20 protein-coding genes are annotated in these 14086 nt (G+C 74.2%); 9 read left to right on the forward strand and 11 right to left on the reverse strand.

Annotated elements, in window-relative coordinates; translation table 11 throughout:
- Nucleotides 1-45 precede the first annotated feature (45 nt).
- Nucleotides 46-1968 (forward strand): beta-propeller domain-containing protein, encoded by a 1923-nt coding sequence (locus LZG04_RS04405; RefSeq protein ID WP_233813345.1) that lies wholly within the window; start codon nt 46-48, stop codon nt 1966-1968.
- Here the strand turns inward: LZG04_RS04405 and LZG04_RS04410 are convergent.
- Nucleotides 1961-2713, reverse strand: coding sequence for an EI24 domain-containing protein (locus LZG04_RS04410; protein ID WP_233813531.1), 753 nt, complete (start codon nt 2711-2713; stop codon nt 1961-1963). The two genes, LZG04_RS04405 and LZG04_RS04410, sit on opposite strands and share 8 nt — an antisense overlap.
- Nucleotides 2714-2825: 112 nt before the next feature.
- Between LZG04_RS04410 and LZG04_RS04415 the strand changes: the two genes are divergently transcribed.
- Nucleotides 2826-3053, forward strand: coding sequence for a hypothetical protein (locus tag LZG04_RS04415; RefSeq protein ID WP_233813347.1), 228 nt, complete (start codon nt 2826-2828; stop codon nt 3051-3053).
- 3 nt (nt 3054-3056) lie between these two features.
- On the opposite strand, the gene LZG04_RS04420 is transcribed toward LZG04_RS04415, so the two are convergent.
- The gene (locus LZG04_RS04420) at nt 3057-3494 is read right to left on the reverse strand and encodes an SRPBCC family protein (RefSeq protein ID WP_233813349.1); all 438 of its coding nucleotides are present in this window, start codon (nt 3492-3494) and stop codon (nt 3057-3059) included.
- Nucleotides 3495-3546: 52 nt separating this feature from the next.
- Entirely contained in the window at nt 3547-3729 is a 183-nt protein-coding gene (locus LZG04_RS04425; protein ID WP_233813351.1) for a hypothetical protein, read from the reverse strand.
- A 23-nt stretch (nt 3730-3752) separates the two neighbouring features.
- On the opposite strand from LZG04_RS04425, the gene LZG04_RS04430 reads away from it, so the two are divergent.
- Nucleotides 3753-3932: a hypothetical protein gene (locus tag LZG04_RS04430; protein ID WP_233813353.1), complete on the forward strand. Its 180-nt coding sequence runs from the start codon at nt 3753-3755 to the stop codon at nt 3930-3932.
- Between the two features lie 15 nt (nt 3933-3947).
- Here the strand turns inward: LZG04_RS04430 and LZG04_RS04435 are convergent, their stop codons facing one another.
- The 3 genes from LZG04_RS04435 to LZG04_RS04445 are packed head-to-tail and all read right to left on the reverse strand — an operon-like array spanning nt 3948 to nt 5275.
- Nucleotides 3948-4394 carry a DUF309 domain-containing protein gene (locus LZG04_RS04435; RefSeq protein ID WP_233813355.1) on the reverse strand — a complete coding sequence of 149 codons (447 nt, stop codon included), beginning with the start codon at nt 4392-4394 and terminating at the stop codon, nt 3948-3950.
- A gap of 12 nt (nt 4395-4406) precedes the next feature.
- Entirely contained in the window at nt 4407-4844 is a 438-nt protein-coding gene (locus LZG04_RS04440; protein ID WP_233813357.1) for a VOC family protein, read from the reverse strand.
- A gap of 23 nt (nt 4845-4867) precedes the next feature.
- Nucleotides 4868-5275, reverse strand: coding sequence for a helix-turn-helix domain-containing protein (locus LZG04_RS04445; protein ID WP_233813359.1), 408 nt, complete (start codon nt 5273-5275; stop codon nt 4868-4870).
- Between the two features lie 31 nt (nt 5276-5306).
- On the opposite strand from LZG04_RS04445, the gene LZG04_RS04450 reads away from it, so the two are divergent.
- Both LZG04_RS04450 and LZG04_RS04455 read left to right on the forward strand, forming a co-directional pair.
- On the forward strand, nt 5307-6344 hold the full coding sequence (locus LZG04_RS04450) for a DNA polymerase IV (RefSeq protein WP_233813361.1): 1038 nt from the start codon (nt 5307-5309) through the stop codon (nt 6342-6344).
- Nucleotides 6341-6898, forward strand: coding sequence for a dihydrofolate reductase family protein (locus LZG04_RS04455; protein ID WP_233813363.1), 558 nt, complete (start codon nt 6341-6343; stop codon nt 6896-6898). The genes LZG04_RS04450 and LZG04_RS04455 overlap by 4 nt, the downstream gene beginning before the upstream one ends.
- Before the next feature lie 2 nt (nt 6899-6900).
- On the opposite strand, the gene LZG04_RS04460 is transcribed toward LZG04_RS04455, so the two are convergent.
- Entirely contained in the window at nt 6901-7698 is a 798-nt protein-coding gene (locus tag LZG04_RS04460) for an SDR family NAD(P)-dependent oxidoreductase (RefSeq protein WP_233813365.1), read from the reverse strand.
- A gap of 48 nt (nt 7699-7746) precedes the next feature.
- Between LZG04_RS04460 and LZG04_RS04465 the strand changes: the two genes are divergently transcribed.
- A complete protein-coding gene (locus tag LZG04_RS04465) occupies nt 7747-8151 on the forward strand; it encodes a helix-turn-helix domain-containing protein (RefSeq protein ID WP_233813367.1) in 405 nt (134 codons plus the stop codon).
- Here LZG04_RS04465 and LZG04_RS04470 read toward each other — a convergent pair.
- A complete protein-coding gene (locus tag LZG04_RS04470) occupies nt 8103-8765 on the reverse strand; it encodes a type 1 glutamine amidotransferase domain-containing protein (protein ID WP_233813370.1) in 663 nt (220 codons plus the stop codon). The two genes, LZG04_RS04465 and LZG04_RS04470, sit on opposite strands and share 49 nt — an antisense overlap.
- Before the next feature lie 112 nt (nt 8766-8877).
- Between LZG04_RS04470 and LZG04_RS04475 the strand changes: the two genes are divergently transcribed.
- Nucleotides 8878-9771 (forward strand): LysR family transcriptional regulator, encoded by an 894-nt coding sequence (locus LZG04_RS04475; RefSeq protein ID WP_233813372.1) that lies wholly within the window; start codon nt 8878-8880, stop codon nt 9769-9771.
- Nucleotides 9772-9803: 32 nt separating this feature from the next.
- Here the strand turns inward: LZG04_RS04475 and LZG04_RS04480 are convergent, their stop codons facing one another.
- The gene (locus LZG04_RS04480) at nt 9804-10517 is read right to left on the reverse strand and encodes a trypsin-like serine protease (protein WP_233813374.1); all 714 of its coding nucleotides are present in this window, start codon (nt 10515-10517) and stop codon (nt 9804-9806) included.
- A 130-nt stretch (nt 10518-10647) separates the two neighbouring features.
- Between LZG04_RS04480 and LZG04_RS04485 the strand changes: the two genes are divergently transcribed.
- Nucleotides 10648-11481, forward strand: coding sequence for an ADP-ribosylglycohydrolase family protein (locus LZG04_RS04485; protein WP_233813376.1), 834 nt, complete (start codon nt 10648-10650; stop codon nt 11479-11481).
- On the opposite strand, the gene LZG04_RS04490 is transcribed toward LZG04_RS04485, so the two are convergent.
- On the reverse strand, nt 11448-12320 hold the full coding sequence (locus tag LZG04_RS04490) for an SRPBCC family protein (protein WP_233813378.1): 873 nt from the start codon (nt 12318-12320) through the stop codon (nt 11448-11450). The genes LZG04_RS04485 and LZG04_RS04490 overlap by 34 nt on opposite strands.
- Nucleotides 12317-12694 carry a helix-turn-helix transcriptional regulator gene (locus LZG04_RS04495; protein WP_233813380.1) on the reverse strand — a complete coding sequence of 126 codons (378 nt, stop codon included), beginning with the start codon at nt 12692-12694 and terminating at the stop codon, nt 12317-12319. Before LZG04_RS04495 ends, LZG04_RS04490 begins: the two co-directional genes overlap by 4 nt.
- 168 nt (nt 12695-12862) lie before the next feature.
- On the opposite strand from LZG04_RS04495, the gene LZG04_RS04500 reads away from it, so the two are divergent.
- Nucleotides 12863-13996, forward strand: coding sequence for a PLP-dependent aminotransferase family protein (locus LZG04_RS04500; protein ID WP_233813382.1), 1134 nt, complete (start codon nt 12863-12865; stop codon nt 13994-13996).
- The last annotated feature ends 90 nt before the right edge of the window (nt 13997-14086 follow it).

Genomic DNA, 14086 nt, shown 5'->3' on the forward strand with positions numbered 1-14086 from the left:
GCCGGGCCGCGCAACCCTTTGCCCGCCCCGTCCCGTCCTGGGGGCATGAGGCGACGGTCTTGGGGCACGCGGGCGGCACTGGTCGGCGGCGCGGCGCTGGTGGTGGGGGTGGGCGCGGCGTCGGCCGTGCCCACGGAGGCGGGGGACCGGCCGGTGATGCCGCCCATCGAGGCGGTGCCGGTCGACCTGGTGGCGTTCGACACGTGCGACACCGCGCTGGCCGACCTGCGGCAGGCGATCCTGCCGCACGTCGGCGCGTACGGGCTGGGCGGTCCCACGTTCCGGACCAAGGCCGATGTGGACATCGCGGGGGCGAGCCGGGAGGGGGCCGCGCAGAGCGACTCGGCCGCCGTGCCCGAGCACTCCGCGACGAACGCGCACGAGGCGGGCGTGGACGAACCGGACCTGGTCAAGACCGACGGCAAGCGGCTCGTGACGGTCGCCGACGGCAAGCTGCGCGTGCTGGACGTGGCCACCCGGCAGCTCACCGCCACGCTGGACGTGCCCGCGGGCCACGCCTCCCGACTGCTGCTGCACGGGGACCGAGCGCTGGTCGTCGGAGGCGGGTTCGGCCGGGCGGGGTGGGGGACCGCGATCGACGGCCCGGCCGAGGCGCACGCCGAGGACTCGTCGGTGACGCTGGTCGACCTGTCCGGCGGGGCGCGCGTCCTCGGCACGCTCACCGTGGACGGCCGGTACGTCGACGCGCGGCAGGTCGGCGACGTGGTGCGCGTGGTCGTGCACTCGGGGCCCCGGCTGCCGTGGGTGTACCCGATGGACGGTCGCGACGAGGCCGAGTCGCTGACGGCGAACCGGGAGCTCGCCGCCACCGCGCCGATCGAGTCGTGGCTGCCGCGCTACGAGCTGACCGAGGCGGACGGCTCCCGTTCGGAGGGCGCGCTGGTGGCGTGCGACCGGGTCAGCCGCCCGGAGCGGCACTCGGGCACGTCGATGCTGTCGGTGCTCACGTTCGACTTCCCCGGCGACCTCGGCACCGGCGACGCGGTCACGATCGTGGCCGACGGCGACACCGTCTACGGCACGGGCACCTCCCTGTACGTGGCCGACGACCACCACCTGCGGCCGACGACGCGGTTCGCGCCCGACACCCCCGTGAGCACCGCGATCCACCAGTTCGACGTCTCCCAGCCGGGCCCGCCCCGGCACGTGGCGTCCGGGGCGGTCGCGGGCACGCTGCTCAACCAGTACTCGCTGTCCGAGCACCAGGGTCACCTGCGGGTGGCGACGACGTCGGCGGACGCGCCGGGCATCCCCGAGCAGGCGCCCGCGACGCACAGCGCGGTCACCGTGCTCAGGCGCGACGGCGCGAAGCTCGTCGAGGTGGGCAAGCTCGACGGGTTGGGCGTGGGCGAGCGGATCTACAGCGTCCGGTTCGTCGGCCCGGTCGGGTACGTGGTGACGTTCCGGCAGGTCGACCCGCTCTACACGCTGGACCTCTCCGACCCCGCCAAGCCGCGCGAGGTCGGCGAGCTGAAGATCACCGGGTACTCGGCGTACCTGCACCCGGCCGGTGACGGGAAGTTGATCGGCGTGGGCCAGGAGGCCACCGGGCAGGGTCGGGTCACCGGCACGCAGGTGTCGTTGTTCGACGTGTCGGACCCGGCCGCGCCGAGGAAGGTCGCGGGCCACCACCTGCCCGGCGCGAGCTCGGAGGTGGAGTACGACCCGCACGCGTTCCTGTACTGGCCGGCGCGCGACCTGGTGGTGCTGCCGGTGCTCGAGCAGGGGACGGGCGAGCCGGTGGTGTCCGGCGGCCTGCTCGTGCTGCGGCTGGGCGACGGCGCGTTCTCCGCGCTGGGCACCGTCCGGCACGACGGCTCGTCCCACGGCACGGGCATCCGCCGCGCGGTGGTCGTCGGGGACGACCTGTGGACGGTGTCGGCGGTGGGCGTGCAGGTGAGCCGGATCGACGGGCTGGCCCGTCAGGCGTGGGTGCCGTTCACCTGAGCTGGTCGTGGAGCAGGCGGTGCGCGAGGACCGTGCCGCCCGCCATCGCCGCCGGCAGGACGACCAGCGCCGCCAACGGGATCAGGCACAGCAGGTAGACCGGCACGGCGAAGCCGAGCGTGACCGCGCGCCGCTCGCGCAGGGTGCGGCGGCGCACGTCGAGCTTGAGGCCGCGCCGGGTGAACGGGATGGCGGTCAGCTCGATCGCCAGCAGGGTCGCGTTGACGAGCACGGCGACCACCGGCACCACGGTCTGGCCGACGACGGGGATGAACCCGGCGGCGAACAGCGGGATGGCGCACAGGATCGCGATCCCGACCAGCAGCACGGCGTCGCGCACGCCGACCATCGCCGACCTCAGCCACGTCACCTGCTCGGCCTCGGGCACGCCGCCGAGGTGGGTGTCCTCGACGGTCTCGGCGATGTGCTCGTAGAACGGGCCGCCGATGATCAGCGTGATCGCGGTGAACAGCAGCAGTCCGATCGCGACGAACGCCCCGATGATCGAGAACCCGGCGGCGAACCGGGTCGCCGCGCGCAGGCCCTCGTTCCAGTCGTCGGCGAACGGCGTGACCCAGGCGGCGATCTGGTCGATCCACACCGCGAGCCCGACCACGCCGCCGATCAGCAGCACGGTCGTGAGCAACGCCGGGATCGCGCCGATGAGCAGCAGTTTCGGTGACCGGAACACCAGCGAGAAGCCCTGGCCGAGCAGTCCGACACCGGTCGAGAAGTCCCGCAGCACCCTGATCACGGCCGGAGCATATCCGCGCCGGGCCGGCGGAGTACCGAACTGACGGTCGCGCGGGTCTGGGAGCGGTGCCAGACTGCTGGTCTCTGGGGAGAGGACGTTCGCCATGGCACTCGAGCACACCGAACCCGTCCTGCTGGTGCGCAAGCGGGCCGAGCTCGCGGGCGAGTGGGAGCGCAGCTGCCACCTGGCGGCGTTGCCCGAGGACGGGACGCGGTCGACGTTGCTGACGCTGTGCGGCGAGCGGATCGACGTGGGCGCGGTGGAGCTGCTGCCCGAACCGGAGGGCATGCCGTGCGTGGCGTGCCTGCTGTCGGTGCCACCCCGCGGCTGACCGTCAGCCCACGTGGCGGGCGAGGTCGCGGAGGTCCTTGCGGAGGGCGGCGCGCACGAACCGCGCCAGGAGCGGGCCGGCCGGCCGGTAGTGCCCGCCCGCGTCGCCGCGGACGCGGATGGAGGCCATCGTCGTGCCGGCGTGCGCGGCGTCGAACCGGTAGGTGACGTGCATCGGGAACGGTCCGGCGACCGACTTCATCTCCAGCAGCGCCGGCGGCTCGTGCGCCACGACGCGCAGCACGTAGTCGAGGCGCTTGCCGAGGAAGCGCGCGGTGCGCGTGACCTCCGCGCCCACGCCGAAACCGCCGCCGGGCGCGGGCGCGCTCAGCTCGGCCCGCTCGATGCCCCGCGTCCACTCGTGGTCGTGCCGCCAGTCCATGGCGTAGCGCGCCACCACGTCGGGCGGCCGGGTGATCAACCGGCGCGCGGACACGTCCACGCGCCGATTGTCCATCCGGGACGGCCCCCGCACCGGGCGAGGGCCGTCGTCCTCAGCGGCGGCGGCGGAAGCTGAACGCCCGGGCGCCGACGCCGACGCCGGCCAGGTGCAACGCCACGCAGAGCAGGCCGGCCATGAGCAGCGTCCCGCCGTCCAGCACGGAGCCCAGCGAGGCGTTCGCCAGGTCGAGCAGGAGGGCGAGGCCGAAGATGACCGCGGCGATGATCGCGAACACGCAGAACCTCCAGGTGGGGAAGGGTGACCACCAGTTACCCCACCGCGTCGGCCGCCAAGCGGGCGTTCGGCCCAACTTCGAGCCCCGAGCAGGTCGACGGCCGGGCGTCGGGCACCGCGATCTCGTGGGAGCCCGGCCGGTCGCAGAACGCGCGGGCCGCCGTGTTCGCCGTGCCGACGACGTCCCCGACCGCGTCCCGATAGGGCCTGATCAGCCCGTCACGAATCCCCGGTCAGGCGCGGCACGCTCGCACCGGACGCGGCCCAGGCCACCAGGCCCGCCACGTCCACCCCGTGCGGCGGGTCGTCGAGGTAGGGGGAGATGTTGCGGGCTCCCCGGCTCAGCAGCGCCGCGGCCCCCGCCTGGTTGCCGCGCGCCGCGTGGGTCATGCCCACCGCGAGCTGCGCCAGCCCGCGCCACAGCTCCCGCTCCGCCTCGGGCGCGGCCTTCCACGCGTCCTCCAGCACTTCGTGCGCGTGGAACGGCCGGCCGAGGTCCAGCAGGCGCTGCGCCTCGGTCAGCGCCTCCTCGGGCGTGCGGGGCACGCCCTCCGGCTGGCGCTCGACCCCGGGCAGCCCGTAGGGCAGGGGCCGGCCGAGCCCGTCACGCGGTCGCGCGTTGCGGGCCCGACCCTGCTCGTCACGATCGCGGGAGCTCGTCGGCACCTGTTGATCGTGTCACGAACCACCTGCCGGCGAAACGGCGCGGTTTCCGTGCCCGAGCGGCGCGGAGAAACGCAGGTGGTTGCCCGACGGGTCGCGGAACGCGCAGTCGCGCACCCCGTAGGCCTGGTCCATCGGTTCCTGCATGACCTCCGCGCCCGCCGCGCGCAGCCGCTCGAACGTGGCGTCGCAGTCGTCCACCCGGAAGATGACCGCGCCCAGCGAGCCCTTGGCCATCAGCTGCCGCATCGCGGTCGCGTCGTCGGCGGGCCGACCCATGCCGGGGTCCTCCAGGACGATCTCCACGTCGGGCTGGTCGGCGGGGCCCACCGACAGCCACCGGTACTGCTCGACCGGGGCGTCGGTGCGCACGTCGAGACCGAGCACGTCGCGGTAGAAGAGCAGGGCTTCCTGCTGGTCGCGGACCTGGAGGAACGTGTGCGAAATCTTCATGGCGGGCAACGTAACCGCGCCGGTCACGCCCGTGCTTCTCGAGATCTGCTCGGCCGGGTGACCATCTTGGACCAGCAGGCGGGCACGGCGGTGACCTCGTCGTGGCGGCGGGCCCGGTAGGCGCTGGGCGGCTCGCCGACCAGTTCGGTGAACCGCGTGCTGAACGAGCCGAGCGAGGTGCACCCGACCTCCACGCACACCTCGGTGACGGTGAGGTCGCCCCGGCGCAACAGGGCTTTGGCCCGTTCCACCCGCCTGGTCATCAAGTAGTTGTACGGCGTCTCGCCGTAGGCCAGCTTGAACTGCCGGGCGAAGTGGGACGGCGACATGAGCGCGGCGCGCGCGAGGGCGGGCACGTCCAGCGGCCGGGCGTACTCGCGGTCCATCAGGTCGCGGGCCCGGCGCAGGTGGGCCAGTTCTTCCGGTCGCACGGCGACAGCTTGCCACGGCGATACTGGCGGTGTGCCCGGACAGGACTGGGTTCTGCACGTCGACCTCGACCAGTTCATCGCGGCGGTCGAGGTGATGCGCAGGCCCGAGCTGCGCGGCAGGCCCGTGGTCGTCGGTGGGGCAGGCGACCTGACGCAGCGCGCTGTGGTGGCCACGGCGTCCTACGAGGCGCGGGAGTTCGGCGTCCACTCGGGGATGCCGTTGCGGCTGGCGAAGAGGAAGTGCCCGGACGCGGTGTTCCTGCCCTCCGACGCGCCCGCCTACGAAGAGGTGTCGGCGCACGTGATGGACGTGCTGCGCGAGCTGCCCGTGGTGGTCGAGGTGCTCGGCTGGGACGAGGCGTTCCTGGGCGCGCGCACCGACGACCCGGAAGCGCTGGCCGACGCCGTTCGGCGCGCGGTCAAGGCCGGGACGGGGCTGGAGTGCTCGGTCGGCATCGGCGACAACAAGCTGCGCGCCAAGCTCGCCACCGGGTTCGCCAAGCCCGCCGGGGTCTACCGGCTGACCAGGGACAACTGGGTGGAGGTGATGGCCGCACGGCCGGTGACCGCGCTGTGGGGCATCGGGTCGCGGACCGCGGCCAAGCTCGCGGAGCTGGGCATCGGCACGGTCGAGGAGCTGGCACGGGCCGAGCCCGAGGCGCTGGCCGCGCGGTTCGGCCCGGCCATGGGACCGCACCTGCGGCGGTTGGCGCTCGGGGCGGGCGACACGCAGGTCGCGGCCACGCCGTGGGTGGCGAAGTCGCGCAGCCGGGAGACGACGTTCCAGCAGGACCTCACCGACCCGGACGAGATCCGCGAGCAGGTGCGGTCGCTCGCGCGCCGGGTGGTGAAGGATGTGCGGGCGGAGGGGCGGCCCGCTGTCCGGGTGGTGGTGAAGGTGCGGTTCGCGCCGTTCTTCACGTCGACGCGGGGCGTGGCGCTCGCGGAGCCGACGACGGACGCCGAGCCGATCGAGGCCGCGGCCGTGGCCGCGTTGGCCCGGTTCGACGACGCACGTGCCGTGCGCCTGCTGGGGGTGCGCGCCGAGTTCGCGGGAGGGCAGTCGTGACGAAAGTGGTGCTGAACGGGTCGGTGTCGCTCGACGGGTACAGCGCCGGGCCCAACGTGGGTGACGAGCACCCGATGGGCGAGGGCGGCGAGCGGCTGCACCACTGGCTGTTCGCCGAGGGCGCGGACGGCGACGCGGCGTTCGCGGCGACGGTCGGCGCGGTGGTGCTGGGCAGGCGCACGTTCGACCTGGGGCTGCGGTACTGGCAGGACACGCCGTTCCCGGTGCCGAGCTTCGTGCTCACCCACGAGCAGCGTCCGCCGTTGGCGATGAAGTCGGCGGCGTTCACGTTCGTCACCGACGGCCCCAAGAGCGCGGTCGCGCAGGCCCGTGCCGCCGCCGGGGACCGGTCCGTGCTGGTCATGGCGTCGGCGGAGGCGGCGCAGCACGTGCTGCGGGCCGGGCTGGTGGACGAGATCCGGCTCCAGGTGGTGCCCGTGCTGCTCGGCTCGGGCACACGGCTGCTGGACGGGCTGCGGCCGACCGAGCTGGAGCGGATCGAGGCCACCGAGGCCGACGACGTGCTGCACGTGCGGTTCCGCGTGCTGCGGTGACGTCATCGCGCCGAGGCGGTGATGTCGTCCAGCACGGTGTACAGGCGGGCGGCGGCGGCCCGGTCGAACTCCGGCCTGGCCAGGTCGATCGGCGTGCCCGCCCGCGACGCGGTGAGGCGTTCGGCGGGCGGGTCCGCCAGGAACCGGTGGACCTGGTCCGCCGCGTCGGCCGTCGACCGGGCGAACAGCCGGGCCACCACGTCCAGCGCCCGGCCGCGCACCCCGCCGACCTGCGCGCCGAGCCCGCTGTCGACGAACATCGGGTTGTGCAGCACGTACCGCACGGCGCTGTCGGGGTGCCGGTCGGCGAAACCCGCCCCGAGCAGGTCGGCGGCCCGCGCGCCCTGGCTGACCGCCCGGAACGCCCGGAAACCGCGGCTCAGCGAGAGGTCGTCCCACCGGATGCCCGGCCCGCGCGGCCCCGCCACCCCGCACAGGCTCACGACCACCGGCGCGGCCGACCGCTCCAGCGCCAGCAGCAACCGTTCCACCAGCGCGAAGCGGCTCACCGCGGAGAGCGCGAACATGTGCTCCAAGCCGTCGGCGGTGACCACCCGGCGGCGGGTGAACCGGCCCGCGCCCAGCACCAGGTGGTCGACCACGTCGAACCGCGACACCACCTCCCCGGCCACCGCCGCGGTGCCCGCGACCGTGCTCAGGTCGCCCCGGATCAGCTCGACCCCGGCCGGCGCGACGGCCGAGCGGCCCACCACCGCGACCCGGTGCCCCTCCCGTGCCAGTCGTTCTGCCAAGCTCCGGCCGATGCCGTTCGTGCCGCCCGTGATCACCGCGTTCGCCATGACGTGGAGCGTGCAGCGCGTCGCGACGACCCGGAAGAAGGCACATCCATGTCACTGGTCCCGGTGCCCGTCACGGCCGCCGACCGCGCCACCTGCCCGGTGTCCGACCTGCTGGCCCGGGTCGGCGACAAGTGGAGCCTGCTGGTGCTGGCCCTGGTCGCCGAACGCCCCTACGGCTTCAACGAGCTCGACCGGGCGGTGCACGAGCTGAGCCGCCGCATCCTCACCCGCACCCTGCGGGCGCTGGAGCGCGACGGCCTGGTGAGCCGGGAGGTGCGGCCGGGCAAGGCCGCGGGCGTCACGTACGCGGCGACCGGGCTGGGCCGTTCCCTGTTGGACCTCGTCGTCCCCTTGGGACGGTGGGTGCTGCGGCACGAGGACGAGATCGAGGCCGCGCGGGCGGCTTACGACACCGCGTCCAGCACCCGCCGTGCGGTGTCCACACTGGACTGAGGGTTCTGCCCGGTGACCAGGTTGCCGTCCACGACGACCGTGCTGGACCACGCCGGGCCGGTCTCGGGCACCGCGCCCAGCTCGCGCAGCCGCGCTTCGACGGAGTACGGCACGGCCAGGCCGCCCTGCCGCTCCTCCTCGTCGGTGAAGGCGGTCAGCCGCCGGCCGGCGAACGCGAACGTGCCGTCCTCGCGCACCGCGGCCAGCAGCCCGGCCGGGCCGTGGCACAGCGCGGCGACGACCTTGCCCGCGTCGTCGAACGCGACCAGCAGCCGGCCGAGGTCCGCGTCGAACGCGAGGTCCGCCATCGGACCGTGCCCGCCGGGCAGCAGCACCGCGTCGTAGTCGGCGGCGTCGACGTCCGCGAGTCGCAGCGGCGCCGCGAGCTCGTCGTCGATCGACGCCAGGTAGGCGGCGAACTCGTCGGTCAGGCTGGCCGCGTCCACGGTCGGCCGCGCGCCACCCGGCGTGGCGATGTCCACCCGCACGCCGGCGTCGCGCAGCACGCGCACCGACTCGACCACTTCCTCCGCCCAGAACCCGGTGGGGTGTTTCGACCCGTCGGCCAGCACCAGTTCGTCGGCCGCCGAGACCACCACGAGGACCTTGCTCATCGTTCGTTCCCTTCGAGAAGACGTCGTCAGGTCGGACAACGACCACTCCATCACGTTTCATCCGGTATTCTCCGGAGAGCCATAAGCGTTCTTATAGCTGCGGGGTTGCGCGGTGACGGAACTCGACCTGCTGTCCACGTTCGTGGAGATCTACCGGGCCGGCTCGCTGACCGCCGCCGCCCAGCGCCGGGGCCTCACCCAGCCCGCGGTGAGCGGGCACCTGGCCCGGTTGGAGCGGGAGCTGGGCGAGCCGCTGTTCGTGCGCTCCAGCCGCGGCGTCACGCCCACCGCGCGGGCCGACGCGCTGGCCCGCCGGGTCGGCGCGCACGTGGACGGGCTGCGCTCCGCCCTGTCCGAAGTGGACGACCGGGGGGCGTACGCGGGCACGGTGCACCTGGGTGGCGCCGTGGAGGTGGTGTCCGCGCGGGTGCTGCCCGCGCTGGCGCCGCTGACCACGCGCGGGCTGCGGCTGCGGATCACGCTCGGGCTCGCCGACGACCTGCTGGCCGCGCTGGCCAACGCCCGGCTGGACCTGGTGGTGTCCGCGGACCGGGCGCTGGTCGCCACGCCGTTCGTGGACGAGGAGTTCGTCCTGGTCGGCGCGCCGACGCTGGTGCGCACGATCGACCGCGCGCTGCTGGCGACCGACCCGGTGCGGGCGCTGGCCCACCTGCCGCTGGTCGCGTACGCGGAGGAGCTGCCGATCGTGCGGCGGTACTGGCGCAGCGAGTTCGGTCGCCGCCCGCCGAACCCGGTCGCGGTCGTGGTGCCGGACCTGCGGGCGGTGCTGGCCGCGGTGGTCGCGGGGGCCGGGGTGTCGGCGCTGCCGCGGTACCTGGCCGACCCGGCGCTGGCGGCCGGGTCGGTGGAGTTGGCGCACCAGGCGGCCGTGCCGCCGCTGAACACGTTGTTCCTGGCCACCCGGGTCGGCGGGCTGGCGAACCCGTCGGTGGCCCTGGTGCACGGGCACCTGATGGCCCGCTCGCGCGACTGGGGTGTGCTGTGACCGCAGTCGCGCGAGCGGGCCGTCCGTCCGGGTCAGACGCCGGCGATGGACTGGATCCAGGACCGGTACCGCGTCACGTTGGTGTACGCGGTGGTGGTCTGCCGGTCGCTGGTGGACGCGACGCCGACCTGCACGCCGCCCGCCACCATCGGACCGCCGGAGTCGCCGCCCGCGGTGATGCCGTCACCGCGCCGGGCGCAGATCGCGCTGCCGCCGTAGGCGTCGGTGCAGCCGCCGGTGACGGTCACGTTCGCGACCTTGAGGTACTGCGACTGGCAGTTGATCTCCGAGCCGCACTGGGACGTCGCGCCCCAGCCGTAGACCTGCACGGTCTGGCCCACGGTGACCGAACCGGGCTGGCCGAGCCGGGCGTAGGTCGCGGACACGGAGCGGTCGAGCCGGACCAGCGCCAGGTCCGACGAGTGGGTGTAGGTCTGCACGCCGTTGGCGAGCGTGCCGCCGGAGGTCTGGTCGAGGCTGCCGATGCGGAACGACAGCCCGCCGCCGCTGACGCAGTGCTTCGCGGTCAGGATCCACGTGGGCGCGATGATCGTCGCGGTGCACGTCTGCCTGCCGTTGGAGAACAGCCGGGCCGCCCACGGGGCGTTGCTCGCGTAGCCGCCGCCGATGATGTACGGCGTCACGCCGCCGTCCGCCGTCGCGGGCGCGGCCGACGCCGCCCCGACCGGGCCGAGCAGGGACAGCAGTGCCGCCGCGAGCGCGGGGATCAACCTGGTGATTCGCAAGTGTTCCTCGATTCCGAAGACACGCGATCTCTCGCGCACAGGGTGTCTTGGGTCACGAGATTCGTACCACTCGACCGGGTGAAAAGGGATATATCGAATCAGTTATAACGCGGGCTATAGCGTGTGCGCCATGCTCGTCGAACTGGCCATCGGGGACGCGTACGGCGCGGGCTTCGAGTACGCCGATCCCGCGTTCGTGACCAGGCACAACACCCTTGAGGGGTACGTGCGGCACCCCCGGCACCACGGCATCCGCCCCGGCTCCTACACCGACGACACGCAGATGACCCTGGCGTTGGCGGAGCTGCGGGTGTCCGGCGCGGAGTGGACGCCCGAGTCGGTGGCCTCGGCGTTCGTGACCGCGTTCCACCGCGACCCGCGCGAGGGTTATGCACGGGGGTTCCAGGCTTTCCTGGGGTCCGTGCGCACCGGCGCGGAGTTCCTCGCGCGGATCCGGCCCGACAGCGACAAGAGCGGCGCGGCGATGCGCGCGTCGCCCGCCGGGCTGCTGCCCACCGCGGACGAGGTGCTGCACCACACCGACGTGCAGGCCAGGGTCACCCACGACACGCCGGACGGGGTGGCGTCGGCGCGGGCGGCGGCGTTGGCCGTGCACTACTGCCACCACGGGCTCGGGCCGGTGGCGGAGGTCGGCTCGTGGATCGCCGACCGGCTCGGCTCCGGGGTGTGGGCGCGGCCGTGGCGGGGGAAGGTCGGGTCGAAGGGCGTGATGAGCGTGCGCGCGGCGCTGACCGCGGTGGCCGCCGGCGGTTCGCTGAGCTCGGTGCTGCGGGCGTGCGTGGCCTTCACCGGTGACGTGGACACGGTCGCGACCGTCGCCCTGGCCGCCGCGTCACGCTCCGCCGAGATCCGCGCCGACCTGCCACCGGCACTGGTGGACGGGCTGGAGAACGGGCCGTTCGGCCGCGATCACCTGGCCCGGCTGGACACCGTGCTGCGGTAGTGGTCGAGCAGCTCGGCGACCCGGTCCTCGGGCCACGGGCAGCGGATCTCGCCGAAGGTGGCCGCGAAGAACAGCTCCAGGTGCGCGTGCCACGCCGCGAGCGCCCGGGGCGCGAACGCCGGGTCGGCGAGCGCGTGCGTCAGCTCCACCGTCGTGCCCTGGTCCGGGTCGTGCCGGAACTCCCAGCGCACCCGGCCGGTGGGCGAGTCGAAGGCCAGCACGCGGGGACGCGCGCGTTCGACCAGCGGCCCCGCCGGCACGTGCGGGTTGGTGGCGCGGGTCGGCACGCCGTCCTCGCCCTCGGTGAGCAGCGCCCACACCTCGTCCAGCGGTCGCCACACGAGGTCGCGGACGAACCGCACCACGCCGCCGTCCACCCGGCCCTCGTCCAGCCCGAACTCGCGGAGGTAGCGCTCCATCGGCCCCAGCACGTCGGTCGGCGGCTCGAACGGCCGGTCGTCGAGCCGGGCGTCCAGCCCCGCGAGGCAGGTGTCCCAGCCGGCGGCGTTGCGGGCCGCGCCGTGCTCGTCGCCCAGCACGTGGGTGAAGACGAGCAGGCAGCCGCGCTCGTGCGGCAGCAGCTCGAACCGCAGCACGTCGGTGTTCCAGCGGAACGCGAACACCCGGGGCGGGTCGTGCTCCAGCACCTCGCCGGTGGTGACCTGGTCGGGGAAGGTGAACGTCATCTCCCGCCCGTCGACCGCCACCGCCGCCGGGAACCAGTGCGCCAGCTCGGCGGGTTCGGTGACCACCCGCCACACCCGCTCCGGCGGGTGCGCGAGCACCCGTTCGAACCTCAGCACGGGCTTGCCGTCGATCCGCCGCAACTCGGCGCTCACGAGTCCCTCCCGTCCGCCCGGCCCGCGCCGCTGCGCCCGGTGCCGGTCTCCTCGGTGCCGGTCTCCTCTGCGCCGATCCGGTCCAGCCGGCGTTCCAGCGCGTCGAGGCTGTCCTCCCACATCCGCCGGTACGGCGCGAGCCAGGCGTCCACCTCGGCCAACGGCCCCGGCCGCAGCCGGTAGAGCCGCCGCTGGGCGTCGCGCCTGACCTCGACCAACCCGGCGTCGCGCAGCACCTTCAGGTGCTTGGACACCGTCGGCTGGGTCACCGCCAGCCCGTCGACCAGGTCGCCGACCGGCCGTTCGCCCTCCCGCAGCACGTCGAGGATCCGCCGCCGCTGCGGGTCGGCGAGCACGGCGAACGTAGATGCCATACCGGCAATATAGACGTATCGGCATATACGGCGTCAAGCGCGAATCCCGGTCGCCTCGCAGTCATCACACGTTAGGATGATTCCGGCGCCTCGACCCCAGTGCGGCCGCACCTCATGCGTGGCACGACCGCGCGGACCTCTTCCGCTCGACGATCCCGAGGAGCCCCCATGCCGCGCACGTTCGCCGGCTCGCCCGTCCGCGACCTGCTCGCCCTCACCTCCCGTCCTGAGGTCATCTCCTTCGCGGGCGGCCTGCCCGCGCCCGGCCTGTTCGACGTCGACGGCCTGCGCGAGGCGTACGCGCGGGCCGTCTCCCGCCGGTCCTTGCAGTACGCGCCCACCGAGGGCGACGTGGACCTGCGCGGGCTGGTCGCCGACCGGCTGTCGCGGCGCGGCCTGCCGACCGCGGTGGGGGACCTGCTGGTCACCTCCGGCTCGCAGCAGGCGCTGACGCTGGTCGTGACCGCCCTGCTCGAACCGGGCGCGGTGGTCGCGGTCGAGGAGCCGACCTACCTGGCCGCGTTGCAGTGCTTCCAGCTCGCCGGCGCGCGGGTCGTGCCGGTCGCCGGCGACGAGCACGGCATGGACCCGGCGGCGCTGGCCGAGGTGATCGGGCGGGAACGGCCGGCGCTGCTGTACCTGGTGCCGACGTTCGCCAACCCGACCGGCCGGACCTTGACCGCCGCCCGGCGGGCGGAGATCGCCGCGCTCGCCGACCGGCACGGCCTGTGGGTGGTCGAGGACGACCCGTACGGCGAGCTGCGCTACCGGGGCGAGCCGGTGCCGGCGCTGGCCACGATGAGCGACCGCGTGCTGTACGCGGGCAGCTTCTCCAAGGTCGGCGCGCCGGGCATGCGGCTGGGCTGGCTGCGCGCGCCCGCGTCGGTCATGCGCACGCTGGTGATCGTGAAGCAGGCGGCGGACCTGCACACCTCCGCCGTCGACCAGGCCGCCGGGGCGGCGTACCTGAAGGCGAACGACCTCGACGAGCACATCCGCGGGCTGTGCGCGGCCTACCGGGAGCGGCGCGACGCGATGATCGGCGCGCTGCCGTCGGCCACGCCCGCCGGGACGCGGTGGAGCGACCCGGACGGCGGCATGTTCGTGTGGGTGGCGCTGCCGGGCGGGGTGGACACCGCCGAGCTGGTCACGGCGGCGCTGGCGCGGGACGTGGCGTTCGTGCCCGGCGCGCCGTTCTACGCGACCACGCCGGACCGGTCGACGTTGCGGCTGTCGTTCACCACGAACACGCCCGACGAGATCGTGGAGGGCATGGGCCGGCTGGCGACCGTGCTGCGGTAGGGGACTGCACGGTCGGGCCGTGCGTTTCGCACGGGTCGGCGGTGACACCGCGGGGGTGTGGGTTGTGCGCCGCCCGCACCACCGTGGTGG

This window comes from Saccharothrix sp. S26, assembly GCF_021390395.1.
Taxonomy (GTDB): domain Bacteria; phylum Actinomycetota; class Actinomycetes; order Mycobacteriales; family Pseudonocardiaceae; genus Actinosynnema.